Source organism: Variovorax boronicumulans, assembly GCF_040544675.1.
Classification (GTDB): Bacteria; Pseudomonadota; Gammaproteobacteria; order Burkholderiales; family Burkholderiaceae_C; genus Variovorax; species Variovorax boronicumulans_D.
Genome location: NZ_JBEPKK010000006.1, coordinates 104,948 through 127,189, shown reverse-complemented (window position 1 = coordinate 127,189; position 22,242 = coordinate 104,948). Strand labels below are relative to the sequence as shown.

General features: G+C 63.3%; 16 protein-coding genes. 9 read left to right on the top strand and 7 right to left on the bottom strand.

Annotated features, from left to right (window positions below):
* Positions 1-7 precede the first annotated feature (7 nt).
* Positions 8-943, top strand: a complete 936-nt coding sequence (locus ABIC90_RS13060; RefSeq protein WP_354354544.1) for an SMP-30/gluconolactonase/LRE family protein — start codon at positions 8-10, stop codon at positions 941-943.
* A 3-nt stretch (positions 944-946) separates the two neighbouring features.
* Positions 947-2,008 (top strand): malate/lactate/ureidoglycolate dehydrogenase, encoded by a 1,062-nt coding sequence (locus tag ABIC90_RS13055; RefSeq protein ID WP_354354543.1) that lies wholly within the window; start codon positions 947-949, stop codon positions 2,006-2,008.
* 129 nt (positions 2,009-2,137) lie between these two features.
* Here ABIC90_RS13055 and slmA read toward each other — a convergent pair whose 3' ends face one another.
* The 3 genes from slmA to ABIC90_RS13040 all read right to left on the bottom strand — a co-directional run bounded on the left by slmA (position 2,138) and on the right by ABIC90_RS13040 (position 4,903).
* Positions 2,138-2,785: a nucleoid occlusion factor SlmA gene (gene slmA, locus ABIC90_RS13050; RefSeq protein ID WP_354354542.1), complete on the bottom strand. Its 648-nt coding sequence runs from the start codon at positions 2,783-2,785 to the stop codon at positions 2,138-2,140.
* 76 nt (positions 2,786-2,861) lie between these two features.
* Positions 2,862-3,755: an acetylglutamate kinase gene (argB, locus tag ABIC90_RS13045; protein ID WP_354354541.1), complete on the bottom strand. Its 894-nt coding sequence runs from the start codon at positions 3,753-3,755 to the stop codon at positions 2,862-2,864.
* A 50-nt stretch (positions 3,756-3,805) separates the two neighbouring features.
* Entirely contained in the window at positions 3,806-4,903 is a 1,098-nt protein-coding gene (locus ABIC90_RS13040; RefSeq protein WP_354354540.1) for a glycosyltransferase family 4 protein, read from the bottom strand.
* 45 nt (positions 4,904-4,948) lie between these two features.
* On the opposite strand from ABIC90_RS13040, the gene ABIC90_RS13035 reads away from it, so the two are divergent.
* Complete coding sequence (locus ABIC90_RS13035; RefSeq protein ID WP_354354539.1) at positions 4,949-5,731, top strand: glycosyltransferase family 2 protein; 783 nt, start codon at positions 4,949-4,951, stop codon at positions 5,729-5,731.
* 85 nt (positions 5,732-5,816) lie between these two features.
* The gene (locus ABIC90_RS13030; RefSeq protein ID WP_354354538.1) at positions 5,817-7,862 is read left to right on the top strand and encodes an acyltransferase family protein; all 2,046 of its coding nucleotides are present in this window, start codon (positions 5,817-5,819) and stop codon (positions 7,860-7,862) included.
* Here ABIC90_RS13030 and ABIC90_RS13025 read toward each other — a convergent pair.
* The 3 genes from ABIC90_RS13025 to ABIC90_RS13015 are packed head-to-tail and all read right to left on the bottom strand — an operon-like array spanning position 7,859 to position 11,785.
* On the bottom strand, positions 7,859-8,911 hold the full coding sequence (locus ABIC90_RS13025; RefSeq protein ID WP_354354537.1) for a glycosyltransferase family 2 protein: 1,053 nt from the start codon (positions 8,909-8,911) through the stop codon (positions 7,859-7,861). The two genes, ABIC90_RS13030 and ABIC90_RS13025, sit on opposite strands and share 4 nt — an antisense overlap.
* Positions 8,912-8,939: 28 nt before the next feature.
* Positions 8,940-9,944, bottom strand: a complete 1,005-nt coding sequence (locus ABIC90_RS13020; protein WP_354354536.1) for a glycosyltransferase family 2 protein — start codon at positions 9,942-9,944, stop codon at positions 8,940-8,942.
* Complete coding sequence (locus tag ABIC90_RS13015) at positions 9,941-11,785, bottom strand: glycosyltransferase family 2 protein (protein ID WP_354354535.1); 1,845 nt, start codon at positions 11,783-11,785, stop codon at positions 9,941-9,943. Before ABIC90_RS13015 ends, ABIC90_RS13020 begins: the two co-directional genes overlap by 4 nt.
* Positions 11,786-11,878: 93 nt before the next feature.
* Here ABIC90_RS13015 and ABIC90_RS13010 point away from each other — a divergent pair, with 93 nt between their 5' ends.
* Genes ABIC90_RS13010 through ABIC90_RS13000 form a run of 3 tightly spaced genes read left to right on the top strand, consistent with a single transcriptional unit; the run spans position 11,879 to position 14,802 of the window.
* A complete protein-coding gene (locus ABIC90_RS13010; protein WP_354354534.1) occupies positions 11,879-13,297 on the top strand; it encodes a mannose-1-phosphate guanylyltransferase/mannose-6-phosphate isomerase in 1,419 nt (472 codons plus the stop codon).
* Positions 13,294-14,097 (top strand): ABC transporter permease, encoded by an 804-nt coding sequence (locus tag ABIC90_RS13005; protein ID WP_354354533.1) that lies wholly within the window; start codon positions 13,294-13,296, stop codon positions 14,095-14,097. The genes ABIC90_RS13010 and ABIC90_RS13005 overlap by 4 nt, the downstream gene beginning before the upstream one ends.
* A 3-nt stretch (positions 14,098-14,100) precedes the next feature.
* Positions 14,101-14,802, top strand: coding sequence for an ABC transporter ATP-binding protein (locus ABIC90_RS13000; RefSeq protein ID WP_354354532.1), 702 nt, complete (start codon positions 14,101-14,103; stop codon positions 14,800-14,802).
* A 5-nt stretch (positions 14,803-14,807) separates the two neighbouring features.
* On the opposite strand, the gene ABIC90_RS12995 is transcribed toward ABIC90_RS13000, so the two are convergent.
* A complete protein-coding gene (locus ABIC90_RS12995; protein ID WP_354354531.1) occupies positions 14,808-17,036 on the bottom strand; it encodes a glycosyltransferase family 4 protein in 2,229 nt (742 codons plus the stop codon).
* A gap of 91 nt (positions 17,037-17,127) precedes the next feature.
* Between ABIC90_RS12995 and ABIC90_RS12990 the strand changes: the two genes are divergently transcribed.
* Together ABIC90_RS12990 and ABIC90_RS12985 are read left to right on the top strand one after the other, a co-directional pair.
* On the top strand, positions 17,128-18,453 hold the full coding sequence (locus ABIC90_RS12990) for an FkbM family methyltransferase (RefSeq protein WP_354354530.1): 1,326 nt from the start codon (positions 17,128-17,130) through the stop codon (positions 18,451-18,453).
* The gene (locus ABIC90_RS12985; protein WP_354354529.1) at positions 18,453-22,187 is read left to right on the top strand and encodes a glycosyltransferase; all 3,735 of its coding nucleotides are present in this window, start codon (positions 18,453-18,455) and stop codon (positions 22,185-22,187) included. The genes ABIC90_RS12990 and ABIC90_RS12985 overlap by 1 nt, the downstream gene beginning before the upstream one ends.
* Positions 22,188-22,242 lie beyond the last annotated feature (55 nt).

Sequence of the window (22,242 nt, the reverse complement as noted above, 5' to 3'; positions counted from 1 at the left end):
GCACGGCATGAGCACCCTCCTCCCCTTCGGCTTCCTGGAAGGCACCGGCTTCGATCGGCTGGATGCGCGCTTCAACACCTGCATCCCCGGCCCCGAGCGCGTCGAGCGGCTGTGGACCGGCGCGCGCTGGTGCGAAGGCCCGGTGTGGTTCGGCGCGCACCGCACGCTCCTGTGGTCGGACATTCCGAACAACTGCATGCTGCGCTACGACGAGGTGAACGGCACGGTCGGCGTGTTCCGCGAACCGTCGAACAACACGAACGGCCACACGGTGGACCGCGAAGGCCGGCTGGTGAGCTGCGAGCACCTCACGCGGCGCGTGACGCGCACCGAGCACGACGGATCGATCACCGTGCTGGCCTCGCACTGGCAGGGCAAGCGGCTCAATTCGCCCAACGACGTGGTGGTGCATTCGGACGGCGGCGTGTGGTTCACCGACCCGAGCTACGGCATCCTCTCGGACTACGAAGGCCTGCGCGCCGAGAGCGAGATCGGCGCCTGCCATGTCTACCGCATCGATCCGGCGAGCGGCGAGGTCGAGCGCATGGCCGACGACTTCGTCAAGCCCAACGGCCTGGCGTTCTCGCCCGACGAATCGCTGCTGTACATCGCCGACACCGGCGCGAGCCACCTGCAGGACGGGCCGCGCCACATCCGCCGCTTCAAGGTGGGCGCCGACGGCCGCAGCCTGGGCGGCGGCGAGGTGTTCGCCGAATGCACCAGCGGCATGTTCGACGGCTTTCGCCTCGACACCGAAGGCCGCATCTGGACCAGCGCGCTGGACGGCGTGCACGCCTATCACCCCGACGGCACGCTGCTCGGCAAGATCCTGCTGCCCGAGCGCGTGGCGAACGTCTGCTTCGGCGGGCCCAAGCGCAACCGGCTTTTCATCTGCGCGACGACCTCGCTCTACGCCATCACACTGAACGCCAAGGGAGTCTGATCCATGTCACGAACACTGCCGGCCGACGGCCTGCAAGCCACCGTCGCCCGCATCCTCGAAGCCGCAGGCAGCAGCGCTGCCGAGGCGCAGCAAGTTGCCGCCAACCTCGTGCTGGCCAACCTGAGCGGGCACGACTCGCACGGCGTGGGCATGCTGCCGCGCTACATCGATGCGGTGGCCGAGGGCGGCCTGAAACCCAATGCGTCGCTCAAGGTCAACCTGGACATCGGCACGCTGATGGGCCTGGACGGCCAGCACGGCTACGGGCAGATCGTCGGCGTGCAGGCGATGGAACTGGGCATCGCGCGGGCCAAGCAGCACGGCAGCTGCATCTTCACGCTCGCGCATGCGCACCATTTGGGCCGCATCGGGCACTTCGCCGAGATGGCGACGGCACAGGGCCTGGTGGCGATGCACTTCGTCAACGTGCTGTCGCGGCCGGTGGTCGCGCCCTGGGGCGGCGGCGACGGGCGCTTCGGCACCAACCCGTGCTGCATCGGCGTGCCGCTCGCAGGCGCGGAGCCCTTCGTGCTCGACTACGCGACCAGCCGCGTGGCGCAGGGAAAGATGCGGGTGGCGCACAACAAGGGCGAGCAGGTGCCCGACGGCTACCTGATCGACGAGAACGGCGCGCCCACCAACGATCCCGGCGTGGTGGTGGTGCCGCAGGGCAACGGCCTCTTCGGCGCGCTCATGACCTTCGGCGAGCACAAGGGCTACGGCATGGCGGTGGCGTGCGAGCTGCTGGGCGGCGCGCTCACGGGCGGCGGCACCTGGCACCGTCCTGCGGACACCGCGCGCTCGGTGCTGAACGGCATGCTCACGGTGCTGATCGACCCGGCGAAGCTGGGCACGCAGAAGGCCTTCGACGAGGAGGCGCGCGAGTTCATCGACTGGCTGCGGCAGAGCCCGCCGGGGCAAGGCTTCGACGCGGTGCAGATCGCGGGCGAGCCGGAGCGCAAGGCGCGTGCGGCGCGCCGGCAGGAGGGGATCTGGGTGGATGACGCGACCTGGGGGGAGATCGTCGCTGCAGGAGCCAAGGTGGGCGTGCAGGTCACGGCCTGACTTTCTTGCGCCTTCCCCTTCCGGGGGAAGGTTGGGATGGGGGCAAACGGCGCTTGTTCGGCGCAGTACCGTGTCGTAGGCCGCTTGCCCCCACCCCTGCCCTCCCCCGGAAGGGGAGGGAGAAATGCCTCAGACGATCAGGGCGATCGTCGCTTCGAGGTGTTCAGAAGGCGCACGTCGAAAACCCGAACGCGCAAATCGCTGCAACTGCCCCACCACGAACGCCGTGAGCGCCGCGGCACGCACCTGCGCATCGACGGTCGGCGTGGTCGAGCCATCGGCTGCGGCGGCGCCGCGCAGCACCTGGCGCAGCGTGGATTCGATCTTGTCGAAGAACTGGTTCATGCGCTGCTGGAGCCGTTCGTTCTCGTAGACCAGCGCATCGCCGACCATCACGCGCGTCATGCCCGGGTTGCGTTCGGCGAACTGGACCAGCAAGGTGAGGATGCGCGCCGCCTGCTGGGCGCCGGTGGCGCCCTCGCGCTCGAGGATCTGGTTGACCAGCGTGAAGACGCTCTGTTCGATGAAATCGATCAGGCCCTCGAACATCTGGGCCTTGCTCGCGAAATGGCGGTACAGCGCCGCTTCGCTCACTTCGAGCCGCGCGGCCAGCGCCGCGGTGGTGACGCGCTCGGCACCCGGCTGTTCGAGCATGGCGGCCAGCGCCTGCAGGATCTGCACGCGTCGCTCACCCGGCTTCGGACGCTTGCGCGTGGGGGTGGCTACCGAGTCCGCCTGGGTCTCGACGCCGGGAGCAGCTGTCTCTTCGTTCTGCATGGGAGCGCGTGCAAAGATGTAATCAATTGATTCTCGCACACGCCGTCAGCCTGCCATCAGGCTAGCAACCCGGTGATCAGCGGGCGCGAATCATCGTCCCGTAAGCCTGATCGGTCAGGATTTCCAGCAGCATCGCGTGCGGCACCCGGCCGTCGATGATGTGCACCGCGTTCACGCCGCTCTTGGCCGCATCGAGCGCGCCCTCGATCTTGGGCAGCATGCCGCCGGAGATGGTGCCGTCGGCGAAGAGCTCGTCGATTTCGCGCGCGCTCAGGTCGGTGAGCAGCTTGCCGTTCTTGTCGAGCACGCCGGGCGTGTTGGTCAGCAGCATGAGCTTCTCGGCCTTGAGCACGGTGGCGAGCTTGCCGGCCACGACGTCGGCGTTGATGTTGTAGCTCTCGTTGTCCTCGCCGAAGCCGATGGGGCTGACCACCGGAATGAAGGCGTCGTCCTGCAGCGCCTTGACCACGCTGGGGTCGATGGAGACGATGTCGCCGACCTGGCCCACGTCGTGCTGCACGTTGGGGTCGGTGCGGTCGGCCAGCTTGAGTTTTTGTGCACGGATCAGGCCGCCGTCTCGCCCGGTGAGGCCCACGGCCTTGCCGCCGGCCTGGTTGATCAGGCCCACGATGTCCTGCTGCACCTCGCCGGCCAGCACCCATTCGACAACTTCCATGGTCTCGGCGTCGGTCACGCGCATGCCCTGGATGAAGCTGCCCTTCTTGCCCAGCTTGTTGAGCGCGGCCTCGATCTGCGGGCCGCCGCCGTGCACCACCACCGGGTTCATGCCCACCAGCTTGAGCAGCACCACGTCTTCGGCAAAGTCGGCCTGCAGCGCCGGGTCGGTCATGGCGTTTCCGCCGTACTTGATGACGATGGTCTTGCCGTGGAACTTGCGGATGTACGGCAACGCCTGGGCCAGGATCTCGGCCTTGTCGCGCGGGGGAATGTTGAGGACGGGGTCGGTCATGGGCGGTCAGGCTCCGAAGCGGTGGACGATGGGAACGAAATTCGATTGTCTCAAGGCCTGAGCCAGCGCGGCACCTTGAATCTGACGATCATCAGGTACGCGCCCACATAGGTCGTGACGAACAGCAGGCAGAACAGCATCAGCACCACGGTGTTGTTCCAGAACAGCACGGCCGGCACCACCGACAGCGCGGCGAACATCCAGAGATACGGCGACGTGCGGTTGTTGCGCGCGAGCAGCTGCCGCGCCTCGTCGTCCGCCAGGGCCACGCGCACGATGCGGCGAAAGATCAGCTGATGAAAGTGCAGCGCGTCCGCCGTGCCGGGCGACTGGCCGCGCGCGAGCTTGCGGTAGATGGAGAACAGCGTCTCCCACACCGGGTAGATGAGCAGCAGCATCGGGAACCAGGGCGACACCACGCGGTGCCGCTGCACCAGCGTCACGCAGGCCACGGCGATCACCATGCCCCAGACGTAGGCACCGCCGTCGCCCGCAAAGATCTTGCCGCGCGGATAGTTCCACACCAGAAAGCCGAAGGTCGCGCCCACCAGGCAGATCACCATGGCCGCCAGCTGGCGGTCGCCCACCTGCAGGGCCACGTGCGAGATTGCCAGGCACACCAGCACCGCGACCGTGCCGGCCAGGCCGTTGTAGCCGTCGATGATGTTGAAGGCATGCGGCAATCCGCCGATGGCCAGCGCCGCGAACAGCACGGTGGCGTACGGCAGCAGCGCGAGCCAGCCGTCGACCGTCTCGATGCCGGTGCGCGCCACGCCCAGGCCCAGCAGCCAGCACACCAGAAGGGCCGACCCGATGGTCAGGCCCAGCCGGTAGCGCACCTTCACCTTCTGCGTCATGTCTTCGACGATGCCCCCGAGCACCGCCGGCGCGATGCACAGCAGGGTGAGCATCGAGGTCTTGACCGGCCACGACACGTTGAAGGGGTCGGTGCCGGTGATGCCGGCGGCCAGCCAGGCCACCCCCATGCCCAGCAGGATGCCCGCACCGCCCAGGCGCGGCACATGGCCCTTGTGGAACCGCTGGGGCATGTCGGCGCCGTAGAGGCGGGCATGCCTGCGCGCGCGCCGCATGAAGAGCTGAACCGCGAAGGCAGCAACGAAGAAACTGATGACGATCAGGGCAATCATGTGTGGGGGTTGGGGAACCCTAGAATTCCCGAGCGAAATTAGACCATGCCAACGCCCCCCGACCTCACCCTTCCCACGCCGATCGCCGCGATCAGTCCCCCGATCACAGTCTCCATCGTGAGCCACGGCCAACTGGCGCTGGTGCGGCCGCTGCTCGAGCAACTGGACCGGCACAGCCGGGCGGCCATCGCCAAGGTGGTGCTCACGCTGAACATTCCGGAGCCCGATGCGCTCGCGGGGCAAAGCTGGGGTTTCGAGGTCGAATGGATCAGGAACGCGAGCCCCAAGGGCTTCGGCGCCAACCACAACCAGGCCTTCGGGCGTTGCGACACGCCCTGGTTCCTGGTGCTCAACCCGGACATCCGCGTCGACAGCGACGTGCTGGCACCGCTGATCGTGCAGGCCGCACCTGACGCCGGCCTGATGACCCCGCGCATCCTGGAGCCCGGCAAGACCGCGCCGGAGCCGCACCGCGCCCTGCTCACGCCCCTGGAGATCCTCGGCCGCAACAAGCCCGGCTACGTGCGGCCTGCAGTGCCGGCATGGATTCCGGGGCTTTTCATGCTCTTCAGGAGCGCCGCCTACCGCGAGATCGGCGGCTTCGACGAGCGCTTTTTCATGTACGGCGAAGACTTCGACATCTGCGCCCGCACCCGGCTCGCGGGCTGGACGCTGCAGGTGGGTGAAGACCTGCTCGCGCGGCACGATGCGCAACGCGCCAGCCACCGCAGCAAGCGCTACCTCTACTGGCACGTCACCAGCCTGCTGAAGGTGTGGCTCTCGGGCTCGTTCTGGCGCTACCGGCGAATGCGTACACCCGCCCCCTGACCAGCCCCTTGCGACGGGCCCGCAGCGTTTGCGAGGACAATCGGGCGCTCCAAAAGAGAAGCCGACGCCGCTTTCCACACCGACGATGACGATCACGCGCAGCCCGACGTTCCACAACGAACACGCCCACCTGGTTCACCCCAAATACCGTGCCGACATCGACGGGCTGCGCGCAGTCGCCGTGCTCTCGGTGCTCGCGTACCACGCGTTCCCGCAGTGGATCAAGGGCGGCTTCATCGGCGTCGACATCTTCTTCGTCATCTCGGGCTTCCTGATCACCACGATCATCCTGGCCAGCTTCGAGGGCGAGGGCTTCAGCTACCGCGAGTTCTACGCCCGGCGCGTGAAGCGCATCTTTCCGGCGCTGGTGCTGGTGCTGGGCGCCACGCTGGCCTTCGGCTGGTATTCGCTGCTGCCCAACGAATGGGAACAACTGGGCAAGCATGTGGCCTCGGGCGCGGGGTTCGTGTCGAACTTCGCGTTCTGGAGCGAGGCCGGCTACTTCGACAACGCCGCCGAGACCAAGCCGCTGCTGCACCTGTGGTCGCTGGCCATCGAGGAGCAGTTCTACATCTTCTGGCCCGTGCTGCTGGGCCTGGCCTGGAAGCGCAAGTGGCGCGTGCTCTGGGTGGTGGGCATCGTGGCGGCGGCGTCGTTTTTGCTGAATGTGACGACCATTCACAGCCACCGCACGGCGGCCTTCTATTCGCCGCTCTCGCGCTTCTGGGAGCTGATGATCGGCGGCATGCTCGCGTACATGCGGCTGCACCGGCCGCTGCCCAAGCCGGGCTGGGGACGCCACGCGCAGTCCATCGCGGGGATCGCGCTGATCGTGCTCGGGCTGTGCTTCATTCGCGGGGGCAAGGCTTTTCCCGGCTTCTGGGCGATCCTGCCGTCGCTGGGCGCCTTCTTCTGCATCGCCGCGGGACCGACCGGCGTGATCAACCGCTATGTGCTCGCGTCTAGGCCGATGGTGTGGGTGGGGCTCATCAGCTATCCGCTCTATTTGTGGCACTGGCCGCTGCTGGCCTATGCGCGCATCATCGAAGGCAAGCTGCCTTCGGACGGCATCCGGGCGCTGATGCTGGTCGCCTCCTTCGTGCTGGCCTGGCTGACCTATCGCTTTGTCGAGCGCTACACGCGAAAGAGCGAGAACCCGGCGATCACCGCCGCGCTGGTCGCGGCCATGGTGGGCTTCGTGATCCTGGGCGTGCTGGCGGCCAACCGGCACTACGTCGGGCGGCACAGCGACCCCTACTTCAACAAGACCGCGGCCGCCGCCCGCGACTGGGCCTACCCCGACGGGCTGAGCCCGATCAAGGTCGACGGCGAGGTACTGCAGCAGATCGGCCACGGCAAGCGCCGCGTGCTGTTCTTCGGCGACAGCCACATCGAGCAATACGGCCCGCGCGCGGTGGAGCTGAGCAAGACCGCGCCCGACACGCTCGATTCGCTCTCCTTCGTGACCTGGGGCGCCTGCCCGCCGATTCCCAACGTGGTCGACGAGCAGAACAACCTCTGCGGACAACGCCGCGACGGCGGCATGCGCCTGGCCGTGAGCGACAAGTTCGATGCGGTGGTCTTCGGCGGCTGCTGGAACTGCTACTTCTCGGAAACGGGCAAGCCCAATGCCGAGAACGCGGCGGCCGACCGCTACTACTTCCAGGACGGCGACAACAAGCGCCGCTTCATGGGCGGCAACGGCGCGGACTTTGCGCTCAACACGCTGGAGACCGTGATGACGGCGCTGTCCAAGCACAAGCAGGTGTACCTGGTGCTGGACAACCCGGTCGGTGAAGGCTTCGGGCCCGAAGAGTTCATCAAGGGCGGGCGCCTGGGGAACATGACGGTGGACCGCATGACGCCTACAGCGCCGTGGAGTCCGGCGCAAAAGGCGCTGCACGAACGCATGCGGCAGATCGCACTGCGCAGCGGAGCGATCGTGATCGACCCGATTCCGACGCTGTGCGAGAAGGACTGGTGCACGCGGGCGGACAGCGATGCGACGCCGATCTACAAGGACGCAGGGCACCTGCGCGCCGAGTACGTGCGCAAGTTCGCCACCTACATCGACCCTGCAATGACCACGCCGAAGCCGCCCGCAGCGGCTGCTCCGGCCCCCACCCGCTAGGCGTACAGGCGCCGCAGGCTGCGAATGCCGGGCAGTCGCGTGATGGCGCCGACCAGGCGCACCACGCCCGGCGGGCAGTGGTTCAGCAGGAACAACGTGATCCGCAGGCGCAGCTTCTTCTTGCGTCCCACGTAGGGATTCGCCAGCACCATGGCGCCGTATTCGTTGAGGATCGCGCTCATCTCCGCGCGGTACTGGTCGTCGTTCTTGATCGACTCGATCGCGTGGTTGACGAAGTACGGCTGGAACCGGGGCACCAGGCAATCGCGAAAGTAGTAGCGCCCGCGCAGGTGCTCGTCGGGGAACATCTGGGTGAGCTTCTTGAAGTACTTGAAGCGGCTGCGGATCATCCGGATGCCGAAGGAGGTGCTCGCCGTGTGGATGCACCAGACGGTGACGGCCTTGTCCACGAAGTAATTGCTGAACCCCTTGCGGAAGATGCGCAGGAACAGGTCGTCGTCCTCGAAGCCCATGAACTGCGAGTCGAAACCGTCGACGGCCTCGAAGGCCTTGCGGCTCACCAGCGTAGCCGAGGGCAGCACGAACATGTCGTTGCGCAGCAGGTCGTTGATGTTGCGCTTGGGGTGCGTCGCGTGCTCCTTGATCACGCCGGTGCGGATTACGTTGCCGTCGGCATCCGCTTCGTACAGGTCGGCATAGACGTAACCGAACAGGCGGTCACCGGGAGGAATGGAGGCTGCCAGCGTCTCGATGTGGTTGGGCAGGTAGAAATCATCCTGGTCGAGAAAGCAGATGAAGTCCGAAGTGGAGGCCTTCACGCCGGCATTGCGGGCCGAGCCTTGCCCGCCGTTTTCCTTATCGATGATGCGAAACGGGTAGCGGGCGACCAGCGCATCGAGCGCGGCGCGCTCCTCGGGGCGCGAACCGTCATTGACCACGATGACTTCGGCCGCGGGCACCGATTGCTCGAAGACGCTCCTGACCGACCGCTCGATGAAATCGGCGCCGTTGTAGAACGGGATGATCACCACGACGCTCGGCCAGGCGGCCGGTTGCGCTGCGATGCTGGAATCTGGGGAGGCGTTCATTGGATTCATGGTTACTTGGGGGCGGAGCCTACACAGATTCGAACAGGTCACGGACCACACCGCGCACGCCACGGCCGAACTTGTCGTAGCGGCCGGTCAGGGCTTCGCGTGCAATCGGCGCAATGCGCGCGAGCCGCGACGCGGGCAAGGCGGCGCGAAAACGCTGGTGCTCGATCTTGCTGCGCACCTTGGCAAGAATTTCGGGTTGAACACGGTCGCCGAGTTGCACGAGGCGCGCAAGCAGAAGCTCGGCCTTGACCGCCCGTTCGACGTGCGTGTTGCCCCTGGAAGCCAGTGCTTTTCGCACCTTTTCCGCAAAGGTGTCTCGCCGCGCGCCGATCTGGTTGGATTCGTGCTGGCGGTACTCGATGAGAGGCTGCTCCAGCAGGTCGACCCTCGCCGTCGTCGAGGCGACGATGCCCAGCCATTCGTCGTGCACCCACTCGACCGGCAGCGGCAACGCATCGGCCAGCAGCGCGCGGCGAAACACGGTGGTGGCACCGGTCACGAGGTTGCGGCGCAGCAGCACCTCGAAGGCATTGCCGGCGTGCACCCGCGCCAGTTCGGAAGGCGTGACCTCGAGCGCATGAAACAGCGTCTGGTTCAGATCGCGGCGTTCGGCGTCGACCAGACGCGCATCGGTGTGCAGCAGCAGCAGGTTGGCGTCCTGCTCGAAGCGCGACACCATCTGCTCGAGCCGGTCGGGCATCCACACGTCGTCCTGGTCGCTGAGCGCGATCAGCTCGCTGGTGCAGGCGCTGATGGCCTGCTCGAAATTCTTGACGACACGCAGGGCGACCGGGTTTTCGAAGACCTTGAGGGCAATCGCAGGACCCGGACGCTCGGCCGCGCATTCGGCGACGGCGGCCCGCACCACGTCGACTGACCCGTCGCGCGAGGCGTCATCGGACAGCACGATCTCCACCGGCGGCCGGGTCTGCAGGCAGATGCTGCGCACCTGCTCACGCAGGAAGCGCGCGCCGTTGTAGGTGCAGAGTGCGACGGAAACGTCGAGAGGACGGGGAGCGTTCATTGGCGGGTCGAGCTCTTCTGATCAGCGCTTCGCGCATGGCGCGGTGGCCACGCCAGATCGAAATCTTCTGTATCGAGCGTCAGGTTGGGGTTGTACGCGGGGTCGCTGGCGATCAGTTTGGCCCAGCGGCTTCGCATGAAGTCCGCTTCGCGTGCGAGCCGGTCCCGCGACTCGGCGGCCAGTTCAAGGCCGCGGCTTGCCGACTCGTGGTGCAGCAGTTCGGCGTAAGGCGTCCAGACATTGCGATAGCCGGCCTCGCGCAGGCGCAGGCAGAAGTCGACGTCGTTGTAGGCCACGCCGAGTTGCGCTTCGTCGAGCCCGCCGACCTGCTCGTAAAGCGACTTGCGCACCACGAGGCATGCCGCGGTGACCGCAGAAAAATTCTGGACCAGTTGCGCGCGGCCGCCATGGCCCGCAACAGTCGATGGCAGATGCTTGTGCGCGTGTCCCGCCATGCCCCCGATGCCCAGGACGACACCGCCGTGCTGGATGGTCATGTCGGGGTAGAGCAGCTTCGCGCCGACCGCGCCCACCCCGGACTGCAGCGCGAGCGAAGCCATTTCGTGGAGCCAGTCCGGCGAGATGACTTCGATGTCGTTGTTGAGCAGGCCGACGAGTTCTCCGCGCGCCCGCTTCACGGCCGCGTTGTTGAGCGCCGAGTAGTTGAAGGGACGGTCGTCTCGAATCACGGTGATGCCCGGTTGCGCATCGAGCGCCGCGAAGTATGCGAGCGCCTCGGGGTCGTCCGAGCCGTTGTCGACCAGCAGGATCTCATAGTGCGGATAGGCGGTCTCCAGGACGATGCTTTCGATGCACTGGCGCACGAGGTTCACGCCGTTGCGGGTCGGGATGACCAGCGAGACGAAGGGCGGCTGCTCGGGCAGCGCATAGTGCGCGCGAAGGCCATAGGGCGTCGCCTCGGCGGTGGCCGCTGTGTCGGTGCGCTGGAAGTGCCGGTCGAGCGCTTGCACATCGGCCCTCCCGGCTGCTGCGAGCGGTGCGCGGGAATGGCTGAGGATGCGCGGAATGTGGCGAATCTGATCGGGTTGAATGCGTTCCACGCAACGCAACGCCAGATCGAATCCCTGCGCGCCATCGGCGGCTGCATTCAGCCCGCCGGCCTCCTCGAACAGGCTGGCCTGGATCACGCCCATCGGCGAGAAAAGATTGCGGGCGAGGAACAGGTCCGGATTCCAGTCGGGTTTGAAGCAAGGGCTGCCGCGACGCCCGTCCGCGTCGATCGCGTCCGTGTCGGCATACAGCATGCGGACGCCTGGATGCGCGGCGATCTCCTTCGCAATAGCGAACAGCGCATGGGCAGGCAACGTGCAGCCTGGCTCGAGCCAGACGACCCAGTCCGCATCCACCGCACCGACCAGAGGTCCGGCCTGCAGCGTCCACCGCGCATAGCCCTGCGCCTCCAGGGACCGGGTGGTTTCTTTCAAGGACGCTGCATTTGCACCGGATGCGTCGGTCAGCACCAGGAAACGCGGCTTCACAGACCACTTGGCCATCTCCACGCGCCGGCTTTCTTCATGGGCATCGCTTTCAAGGCTGTCATATCGCGCCGCCCAATCGGCATAGGTGCCCCGATGGGCGGGCTCAGCCGCCGATGGCACACCTCGCACAATGCGCTGAAAATGGCCGCTCAGCCACCGCAAAGGGGAAGTCAGGCGCCAGCTAGTTGATTGCGTCATGCTGCGGACCTGCGCATCCAGGGCCTTGACCTGCACTTCCAGCAAACCGATCTGCCGCTGCAGTTGAGCATTGCTCGAAGCGATGTCGAGCCCGCGCCGCCGGGGAGAAGACTGCGCAGCCGGCAGCGTGGGCTTACTGAACATTGCTAGAGATCACGAAAATAGACGCTTCCAATCGTTACGGGCCCCTCATGGGGGGCCGGTAAAATTATCCCCTTCTTCACACCCTACAAAAATATGCGCGTCCTTTCAGTTGTGCTCTCAGGGGGGGCAGGTTCCCGGCTCTGGCCCGCATCGCGCCAGGCTTTCCCCAAGCCCTTCATGAAACTGGGTGGGTCCTCCTTGTTGCAGCAAGCCATCGAGCGAGGCCAGGCCTGCGGCACCGGTGACCTGATGATCGTCACCAACAAGGACCATCTTTTTCTTACAAGGGATGTGCTGCAACAGATGAGCGATCCGCCGGAAGCCACGCTGCTTCTGGAACCGAAGGGCCGCAATACCGGCCCGGCCATTGCTCTTGCGGCGTTGCAGTGTATTCAGCAGTTCAGCGGCGACACGGTCATGCTGGTGCTTTCTGCCGATCACCTCGTACCCGATGTCGAGGCTTTCGTGGCCAGCGCCAGCCAAGCCTTCAAGCTCGCCACACAAGGCGCGCTGGTGGTCTTTGGCATCAGCCCCACCGGCCCGGACACCGGCTTCGGCTACGTCGAGGTCGACAAGGTCTCGCGGGCAAGCCAGCCGGTCAAACGCTTTGTCGAGAAACCCGACCTCCAGACCGCGCAGGAATATCTGGCGACTGGCCGCTACTACTGGAACAGCGGCATGTTCTGCTTCACTGCTGACGTGATCGTTGCCGCCTTCGAGAAACACGCGCCAGAGTTGCTGGCCGCGGCGCGCCGAGCATTGGGCTCCTCTCAAGCCGCAGACAACACAGTCCAGTTCGACTTGCACACCTTCGGACTGCAGCCGGACATAAGCATCGACTATGCCGTCATGGAACCGGCTGACAACGTGTATGTGGTGCCTGCCAAGTTCGGCTGGAGCGACGTCGGCTCCTGGCCCGCAGTCGCCAAAGCGCATACGCCCGATGCAAGCGGAAACACCATGCCTGCAGACGTCGTGGCGATCGACACCACCGGTACCCACGTACAGGTCGACAGTCATGGCCCGAAACTGGTTGCCACACTGGGAGTCCATGATCTTGTGATCGTCGACACGCCCGACGCACTGCTCGTGGCCCACAAGAACAGCGCACAGGAAGTGAAACGGGTCGTCGACACCTTGAAGGGCCGAAATCACGAAGCGGTGCATCTGCCCGCCGTTGTTCATCGCCCGTGGGGCACTTATGCCTCGCTCAAGGAAGAGGACGGATACAAGGTCAAGCGCATCACTGTGAAACCGGGAGAATCGCTTTCCCTGCAATACCACCACCAACGTGCCGAGCACTGGGTCGTTGTCCAGGGGCGCGGCATCGTGCAGATCGGCGATATTGAACACGTCACCCTGCCGGGCCAGTACCGGTACATCCCATTGAAAGAGAAACACCGCTTGACCAATATCGGCGAAGAAGAACTGGTGCTCATCGAAGTCCAGTGCGGCGGCTATCTGGGCGAAGACGACATCGTCCGCCTGGCAGACACCTACGGACGCGCATGAGCCAAGTTCACTCCAATCTCCATCGAAGCGCCATCGTCGACTGGTGGGAAGGCACCCGCCGCACCGATATTTGGTTGACCCTTGCATGGTTCGATATCGTGCTGCGCTACAGGCGTTCCATGCTCGGTCCCATTTGGCTGACCTTGAGCATGGGCATGATGATTGGCGGCATGGGGCCGCTATACAGCTCACTGTTCGGTACCGAGCTTTCCCGCTTCTTTCCCCATCTGGCGCTGGGCATCATTTTCTGGGGGCTTTTCTCCAGCATCGTGACCGACGCCTGCAATGCTTTTGTCGGGTCGTCCAACTATCTGAAGCAGGGCTACTTTCCCATCAGCCTGTTCGTGTGGCGCAGCTTGGCGCGAAACCTGATTCAGTTTGCCCACCAGATCGTGCTCTACATCCCGGTAGCAATCTGGGCCGGGATCTCGCTGTCATGGTCGGTGCTGCTCGTCCTTCCAGCGTTTGCCATCCTGATCATCAATGCACATGCACTGGGGCTGTTGCTGGGGCTGATCTGCACGCGCTACCGTGACGTCACGCAGATCGTCACCAGCGTCATGCAGATGCTGATGTTCCTGACGCCTGTGTTCTGGCTTCCCGAGAGCCTTCCAGGACGCGCCAAGTACGTGCTGTGGAACCCTTTCGCGCAGATGCTGGATCTGCTTCGCACGCCCCTGATGGGCGGCGTGGCGCACATCCACAGCTGGATCGGCATCATGGTTTGGACGGCGCTGTGCCTGACCGCAGCGATCCTCTTGTTCTCGAAGTACCGTCGCCGCGTCGTCTACTGGCTCTGATTCATGGCATTCATTTCACTAAAAAACGTCGCCGTTAATTTTCCGATCTACGGAGCCGGTGCGGCATCGCTCAAAAAAACACTCGCGGCCTCCGTCACTGGTGGACGCTTTGGCAAGGAAACAGGCGTCACGGTGGTGCAGGCACTCAGTGGCATCAACATCGAGCTCAAGAGCGGCGACCGACTGGGCCTGGTGGGCCACAACGGCGCAGGCAAGTCGACGCTGCTGCGCACGCTGGCCGGCGTCTACGAGCCGTCTTCCGGCGAATTCACTCGCCAGGGCACGGTCGCCAGCCTGATCGACCCATCGCTGGGCATCGAGATGGACGCCACTGGCGTCGAGAACATCATGCTGCGCGGGCTCGTGATGGGCATGAGCAAGAAGCAGCTCGACCAGCTCACCCCTGAAATCTGCGAATTCAGCGGCCTGGGCGAATACGTCAACATGCCGGTGCGCACCTATTCGACCGGCATGATGATGCGCTTGGCCTTCTCCATTTCAACCAGCGTTCAAGCAGATATTCTGCTGATGGATGAGTGGTTGTCAGTGGGCGACGCCGAGTTCACCGAGAAGGCCGAGAAACGGATGCAGGACGTCGTGGCGAAGTCCGGCATTCTGGTGCTGGCTTCGCACTCACCCGAACTGATTGCCAAGGAGTGCAACCGCGTTATCCACCTCGAGCACGGGCGGATCGTCGAGCGCTAGGGCAGTCAAACCGGAGGGCGACGCTGCAGCGCTCTGATTTCCGCAAGGCGTTCGGCGATTCTGCGCCCCGAAGCGCCAAGCGACAGATTGACTTCTGCGCTCAGTTTGCCGCGCGCACCCACTTCCCGGGCCCATTGCGGGTCTTCATACAGGCGGCGCATAAGTTGTGCGGCGTGGTCGACCGAAGGCTCTGCCCACTCCAGATCGGCATCGTATGGAGGAATAGGACGCCCCACCTTGACTCGTTCATAGGACACGAGAAGACTGTTGTCCTCGGTCATGAAATCCATGTTGCCCGAGAAGCCGGTCGCGATCACGGGCTTGCCCATCAGCATCGCCTCAGCCATGGTCAGCCCGAGTCCTTCGCTGCGATGGAGCGACACATAGGCATCACACGAATGCATGAGCGACAGCACCTCATCGGAGCTGAAAACCTGGTCAATGATGGTGATTCCCGGCACACCGGCCGCCGCCTCGCATAGCTCCTGAAATTGCTCAGGATGCCGATTCCCGAACGACGTTTTCAGCACGAGCGTCACAGGCTCGTCGGCGCGGAAGCCCATCTTGAACGCTCGCACAAGCCCCAGCGGGTTTTTGCGCTCCATCACGCTCACCATATGAAAGGTGAACAAGAAGACGAAGCGATCCTTGTCCAGGTTGAAATACGCGCGGTCGCGGATCTGGAATGGAGCGAGAGTCACACCGGGAAAGAGCGTCCGCACCGGCAGCGACAAACGCTCTCGCAAGCCGCGCGCGATGAACTCCGTCGCGGTCCAGACTTCGTCGACCTGTTCGGCGTGGGCGCACCAAGCCTCCGGTATCGAGTCGAATTCCCAGTACCAATAGGCGATGCGGTAAGTGCGTGGCACCCGTTCTGCCAGATCCGCCCTCGGGTAGACCTGTTGAAAGAAGGGCTCTGGCTGCGCATGGATGATGGTGATGTCACCCGACTCCTGGCCATCGAAGCGCGCATGGTGCGGATCGTCTTGCACGTCCGTCCTCACGTCGCGCAACGAGGTGCGGATGCCCGCCAACTCCATCGCCTCGACCATGGCTTCCACGGAGACGCGCAGTCCTGAGGGGTAGCAGAAATGTCCAATGACATTGACTCGTGCGTGCAGAAAATCGGGAATGAGCGACCCGATGTCCAGCCCTCTGCACCACGTGCGCGCCTGCGGCTCGATGGATGCGTCTTCGCTGACAGCAAGCCAGTCGAGCAGGGCCCGTGCAGCAACTGGATTCATCAATGCTTCGGGATGCGCATTTCGCCAAGTCGCATGCGCCCAATAGGCCATACGAATTTGCAGTGCTGGCTCAGGCAACCCGGAAAGCGCCATCGGCGCTGACAAGGCCGCGTCGGAGCCATAAGTCTTGCCAATCCACTCAGAGAAACGGGACCAACCAAAAACGGTGAGCGCGTCAGGGAAGCGCTGCTGCCAGTCCGGCGTAAACAGAAAGGCTCGCACCAGCTCTGCCTGCGGGCTCTCGGCCGACTGCATGAACAACCACCAGACTTCCTCCAGGGTCAGATCGCCGGCTTCCAGCCCGTGCTGAAGGAACCACCGAAAAAGACTTCGCCGGCCTGACGGCAGTAAACCGTGAGGAAAAACCGCCCGAATCTCTCTACTCGTCAGAAAGAACTGCCTGGCTCGCGCAGCAAAGTCTTCTGAAAAAAGTGAAACCAGATGCTGAGCCCCCTCCAGCGTCAGCGCCAGTTCCTGCTGCGCGTCGGGGCTATGCAACCAATCGACAAATCCGCTTGCTTCCGGTGCAGAGAGTGCTTGGGGAAAACGCTGGCGAAGATCGCCCCGCCGACGAAGCATGTCTAAAAGGAATCGCGCTGCGGTCTTTTGATCTCCGATGTCACTGGCGTTGGCTTGCTGCCACAAAACCTGCTCGGGGGGCAAGCCCGCCGCTTCAAGCACATCAGTGAGGTCGTACAGGTCGAGCGCAGGCGCGATGGCCCCGTCTCTCCCATGCGAGAGCGCTTCGAGGCGCGAACGCTCCTGATCGATCAGATGCGCCAGTGCCTGCGTCTTTCTGTCGCGAACCGCCCTGTCGCGCAGAAATTGCAGCCGATCGCGCATGCGCCACGGCGTCATCAGCCAAAAAGCAGCTTTGGGCACCCTGCGCGCGGCGCGGCGTAGTGATTCGAGCCCTTGCATCACAGATAGACTCTTTTCACCGGCAAACGTAACTTCATCATGGTGGCCTATTCGAGTGGGCTCCATCATGCCAAGAATCCGCCATTCCACCTCGTAAAATGCAAGGCGTGCGCGAAAACGCGCACCTCACAGGAGGACCGTCGGCCAGCCGCAGTCACACATGACCCAAGAAAACAGCCCCAAGGCATTCACTTCATACGCACAGAATTTCGAGGACGTCATGCTTTGGCGGGCACTGAAGCATGTACCTGCCGGCGTCTATGTCGACATCGGCGCGCAGCATCCAGTGGTGGATTCCGTAAGCAAGGCCTTCTACGAACAGGGATGGCGCGGCATCCATGTTGAGCCTGTGCCGCACTATGCGGAACTGCTGAGGCAAGACCGGCCCGACGAAATTGTGCTGCAGCTTGCGCTTTCGGACAGCGCGGGCATTCTTGAACTCAACGTCATCGAGGACACCGGCCTCAGCACGGGGGTAAAAGCCTACGCGGAGGCCCATCAGGCCGAGCACGGCTTCGCGTACAAAACAGTTCCGACGCCGAAGCTGCCGATGAAGACAGCCTTGGCGTCACTGGCGGGTCGGCCCGTTCATTGGCTGAAGATCGACGTGGAAGGGCTGGAGGAAGAGGTTCTTCGAGGCTGGGACAGCAAGACTCTTCGGCCATGGATCATCGTGATCGAGGCTACGGTCCCGATGTCGACTGAAGTGCGCTATGCCGGCGCCGAGCACATTCTGATCGGCGCAGACTACAAGTTTGCATACTTCGACGGGCTCAATCGGTTCTACGTCGCAACTGAGCACGCAGAGTTGCTGCCAGCACTGCAGATTCCACCGAACGTTTTCGACTACGCGGAGCTGAGCGGGCTTTCTGGAACGTGGTGCAACGGGTTGATCGCACGGCACCGTGCGGAACTGCAGTCCTGCGACGAACAAGTGGCGGCCTTACGTGCGGAGCTGGTTCAGGCAGAGACCAAGACAAAAACCGAACTCAGCATTGCACAAGTGCTGTTCGAAAAGACAAAAGAGAAACTCGAGAGCGCAAAGAATCACTCTCACCTGGCAGCAATGCGCGCGGTCGAGGCCGAGGCGCGGGCCGCCATCGCCGAGGCAAATGCCCATCATGCAAATGAACGGGCTATCGACGCAGAAGCACGCATCGTTCTCGCGCGGCAAACTGCGCTGCGCCGGCTGGCAACAGCCGCGGCCGATGGCCGCATTGCCAGCGGAATAAAACGTCGAATCAAGACGGCGCTTCGCATCGCAGCCATTGTGGTCGGGCGGCATCCTGCACTGAAGCGCTCTGCTGTATTCCTCCTGAGTTGTGCCCCACCGTTGAGGCGTCGCTTGCAGGCAATGCTTGCCCCACCGCCGGCTCCTGCATCAATGCCCCCCGACGAAGGACCTCTGCCGATGTCTCCAGACACCGCCGTGGTATTCAGACAACTTCAGCTTCGTCAACGCCAGTACAGATCGGAACGCGCCTGATGCGAATCGTCATTGACCTTCAAGGCTCCCAGTCGCCCGGCAGCAGGCATCGCGGCATCGGACGCTACTCCCTCTCCCTGGCACAAGCGATGGCCCGGCGTGCGGGAAACCATGAGCTCTGGCTTGCCTTGAACGGACGTTTTCCGGATGCAGTGGAAGACATCAAGTTCGCCTTCAAGGGGCTGATCGACCCTGCGCACATCAAAGTCTGGCATCCGGCCGCACAGTCCGGGTCCATGACGCGAGCATCGGGCGACGTTCAAACAGACGAGAAGCTCTACGAAGCATTCCTGTCCAGCCTAGCTCCCGATGCTGTCCACGTATCGAGTCTTTTCGAGGGATTGTCCGATGCGAGCGTCACTAGCGTTGGCTGTTTTAGCCGCAAGCCCACGGCGGTCACTCTTTACGACCTCATTCCTCTGATCAATCCGCACCCTTACCTCGATAACCCGGTCATACGCGGGTGGTACATGGGCAAGGTGGAAGCGATGCGAAGAGCCAGCCTCTGGCTCGCCATATCGGAATCATCGAGACAAGAGGGTCTTTCTCATCTGGGGCTGGAACCGGCGCGCTGCGTCAATGTGTCGACGGCTGCCCATGATCACTTCAGAAAGATCGACGTGTCTCCGGAGCGCACTCAGGCATTGCGCGCGCGCTATCGCCTGCACAAGCCCTTCGTGATGTACACCGGCGGCATCGATCACCGGAAGAACATCGAAGGTCTGATCAGGGCATTTGCACTGCTACCCCCGGCATTGCGCTCGAAACACCAACTCGCCATCGTGTGCTCGGCGCGCCCCGAGGACAAGGACGCGCTTCTTGCGCTCGCCCGGAGGCAGGGGCTGGCCGAGGGGGACGTAGCAGTCACGGGCTTCGTGCCCGAACAAGACCTCGTTGATCTCTACAACCTGTGCGCACTGTTCGTTTTTCCATCATGGCATGAAGGGTTCGGCCTTCCGGCCCTGGAGGCCATGCTGTGCGGCGCCCCGGTGATCGGTGCCAACACCTCCAGCCTGCCGGAAGTCATCGGATGGGACGATGCGATGTTCGATCCCCGCGACGACAACGCCATTGCTGCAAAGATGTCGCAGGCGCTCGGCGACGATGGTTTTAGGAACGCTCTCGTCGAGCACGGTGCGAAGCAGAGCAAGAAGTTCTCGTGGGACGAATCGGCGCGACGCGCACTGGCTGCCTTCGAGCAGATGCACGAGTCGACAATCGCCGCTGCCGCTGAAGCGCCTCGCATGTCATTGCCCGGCAAGGCGCGTCCTCGCCTGGCTTATGTTTCGCCTTTGCCGCCCGAGCGAAGCGGCATCGCGAACTACAGCGCCGAACTCCTGCCGGAGCTCGCCAAGTTCTACGACATCGAGCTCATCACGGACCTGAAGACCATCGACAAGCGTGAGTTGCCCGTTTCGTTCCCGCTACGCACGGTCGAATGGTTTCGCAGCAACGCATCGGCATTTGATCGGGTTCTCTATCACTTCGGAAATTCCGAGTTTCACCAGCATATGTTCGGATTGCTGCAGGAGATACCAGGCGTCGTGGTCCTCCACGACTTCTATTTGAGCGGCATCCAAGCTCACCGCGAGCTTGTCGGACAAGAGGCGTTCAATTGGACTCGCGCGCTCTACGAAGCGCATGGCTATGGTGCCGTCGTCGACCGCTCGAATGCGGAAGATTCTGCAGAGATAGTTTTCAAGTTCCCGTGCAATTTCGATGTGCTTCGTCTTGCCACGGGCGTTATCGTTCATTCATCCTATTCCATTGAACTGGCTACCGATTGGTTTGGTGCGGCACTGGCCGCCAACTGGGCTCTCATTCCGCATTTGCGGGTCATTTCCGAATCCATTGAGAGCGCAAGAATTCGGGCTCGTACAGAGCTGGACTTGGAGCCCGACGAGTTCTTAGTCTGCGCATTCGGTTTGCTTGGCCCCACGAAGTTGAACCACCGTTTGCATGAGGCATGGATGAAATCCTCACTGGCGCATGATCCAAAATGCAGGCTGGTGTTCGTAGGAGAGAACGACAAAGGCCGATATGGCCAGCGCTTGGAGCAAGCTATAGCCCAGGCTCAGGGGCAATCCAAAATCGGCATTACCGGCTGGGCGGACTCAGAGACATTTCAGCGCTATCTGAGCGCGACAGACGTAGCGGTGCAACTGCGAGCCTTGTCCCGAGGTGAAACTTCTGGGACGGTGCTGGACGCAATGAGCAGAGGCGTTCCAACGATCGTGAATGCCAATGGGTCCATGGCATCTTTGCCTCCCGACGCAGTCATGATGCTCCCCGATGAGTTTACCGACGACCAGCTCATTGAGATGTTGGAAAGGCTGCGTCATTCGCCCGAGGTTGCAAAGGCGTTGGGGCAAAGGGGAAAGCATCGGATCGAGACCACGCACGCGCCCGCTGCTTGTGCTCACTTGTATTCGAATGCAATTGAATCATTCGCGGTCAATGCAGAGCACGGCCGCCCTGGCTTGATCAGTTCAATAGCTTCGGACCTTGAGCTTTCGGAGACCAGCCTCATCGATGCCGCTCGCGGCATCGCTCGCGCACTGCCCTTGCCTGCACCCGCGCGCCAGCTTTTTGTAGACGTGTCGGAACTGGTGCAAAAAGACTGGCAGAGTGGCATCCAGCGCTTGGTGAAATCTTTGCTGCGGGCATTGTTCGAGGCTCCGCCGGACGGATACCGAATCGAGCCCGTCTACGCCTTGAAGGGAGAGTCGGGATACAACTACGCACGGAAGTTTGCGCTCCGGTTTTTGGGGTGTTCACCGGACAGCTTGCAGGACGCCCCGATCGATGCCCGAGAGGGAGACATTTTCGTAGGCCTCGATCTGCAACCGCATATCGTTCTGGAGCAGACCGTTTTCTATCGGGAGTTGAGGCAGACTGGCGTGCGCGTCGAGTTCGTCGTGTATGACCTGCTTCCCGTCCTGTTGAGCCATATGTTTTTCGATGGTGCAAAGGAATTGCATGAGCGCTGGCTCAAGGCGATTTCCGAAAGCAACGGCGTCCTCGCCATCTCCAATGCGGTGGCCGAGGAATTCACCGCCTGGGCTTCCTCGAATGCCCCTGAGCGGCTCGCCGCAGGGCTCAAGGTCCGCGCGTTTCACCCCGGTGCCGACATGGCGTCTTCAACACCAACGACCGGCATGCCGGCCGGGGCAACCTCGACGCTGGCGTCGCTCGCCATGGCCCCCAGCTTCCTGATGGTCGGCACCGTCGAGCCTAGAAAGGGCCACGAGCAAGCATTGAACGCGTTCGAGCAGCTTTGGCGCGATGGATCTGACGTCAATCTCGTTGTTGTCGGCAAGGCGGGATGGATGGTCGAGTCGCTTGTCGAGCGCTTGCGACGGCACCCACAGCGCGGCCAGCGCCTGTTCTGGCTCGAAGGCATCAGCGACGAATACCTCGAACGGCTCTACGACACCTGTGCATGCCTGCTTCTGGCATCAGAGGGTGAAGGCTTCGGCCTTCCGCTGATTGAAGCGGCAACACACAAACTGCCCATCGTGGCCAGGAACTTGCCCGTTTTCAAGGAAGTCGCGACAGACCATGCGTTCTACTTCGATGGTGCGACAGGCGACGACCTCGCCGCAGCAGTCGCGCGATGGTTGGTCCTCTACCGAAAAGGAGAGCATCCGCGCTCGGAGACAATGCCGTACCTGACGTGGCGGCAGAGCGCGGAACAATTCAAGGCAGCTCTTCTGGGCTCCCCCCTGAAGTAAACCGGAGTCGCATTTGCAAATGCGCGGCGGCAGTTCAGTCCACCATTGCTGCGGA

Bases quoted from the DNA above. Each gene is read 5' to 3' on its own strand.
- ABIC90_RS13060 (WP_354354544.1), top strand. From the start codon at position 8: ATGAGCACCCTCCTCCCCTTCGGCTTCCTGGAAGGCACCGGCTTCGAT.
- ABIC90_RS13055 (WP_354354543.1), top strand. From the start codon at position 947: ATGTCACGAACACTGCCGGCCGACGGCCTGCAAGCCACCGTCGCCCGC.
- slmA (WP_354354542.1), bottom strand. From the start codon at position 2,785: ATGCAGAACGAAGAGACAGCTGCTCCCGGCGTCGAGACCCAGGCGGAC.
- argB (WP_354354541.1), bottom strand. From the start codon at position 3,755: ATGACCGACCCCGTCCTCAACATTCCCCCGCGCGACAAGGCCGAGATC.
- ABIC90_RS13040 (WP_354354540.1), bottom strand. From the start codon at position 4,903: ATGATTGCCCTGATCGTCATCAGTTTCTTCGTTGCTGCCTTCGCGGTT.
- ABIC90_RS13035 (WP_354354539.1), top strand. From the start codon at position 4,949: ATGCCAACGCCCCCCGACCTCACCCTTCCCACGCCGATCGCCGCGATC.
- ABIC90_RS13030 (WP_354354538.1), top strand. From the start codon at position 5,817: ATGACGATCACGCGCAGCCCGACGTTCCACAACGAACACGCCCACCTG.
- ABIC90_RS13025 (WP_354354537.1), bottom strand. From the start codon at position 8,911: ATGAACGCCTCCCCAGATTCCAGCATCGCAGCGCAACCGGCCGCCTGG.
- ABIC90_RS13020 (WP_354354536.1), bottom strand. From the start codon at position 9,944: ATGAACGCTCCCCGTCCTCTCGACGTTTCCGTCGCACTCTGCACCTAC.
- ABIC90_RS13015 (WP_354354535.1), bottom strand. From the start codon at position 11,785: ATGTTCAGTAAGCCCACGCTGCCGGCTGCGCAGTCTTCTCCCCGGCGG.
- ABIC90_RS13010 (WP_354354534.1), top strand. From the start codon at position 11,879: ATGCGCGTCCTTTCAGTTGTGCTCTCAGGGGGGGCAGGTTCCCGGCTC.
- ABIC90_RS13005 (WP_354354533.1), top strand. From the start codon at position 13,294: ATGAGCCAAGTTCACTCCAATCTCCATCGAAGCGCCATCGTCGACTGG.
- ABIC90_RS13000 (WP_354354532.1), top strand. From the start codon at position 14,101: ATGGCATTCATTTCACTAAAAAACGTCGCCGTTAATTTTCCGATCTAC.
- ABIC90_RS12995 (WP_354354531.1), bottom strand. From the start codon at position 17,036: ATGATGGAGCCCACTCGAATAGGCCACCATGATGAAGTTACGTTTGCC.
- ABIC90_RS12990 (WP_354354530.1), top strand. From the start codon at position 17,128: ATGACCCAAGAAAACAGCCCCAAGGCATTCACTTCATACGCACAGAAT.
- ABIC90_RS12985 (WP_354354529.1), top strand. From the start codon at position 18,453: ATGCGAATCGTCATTGACCTTCAAGGCTCCCAGTCGCCCGGCAGCAGG.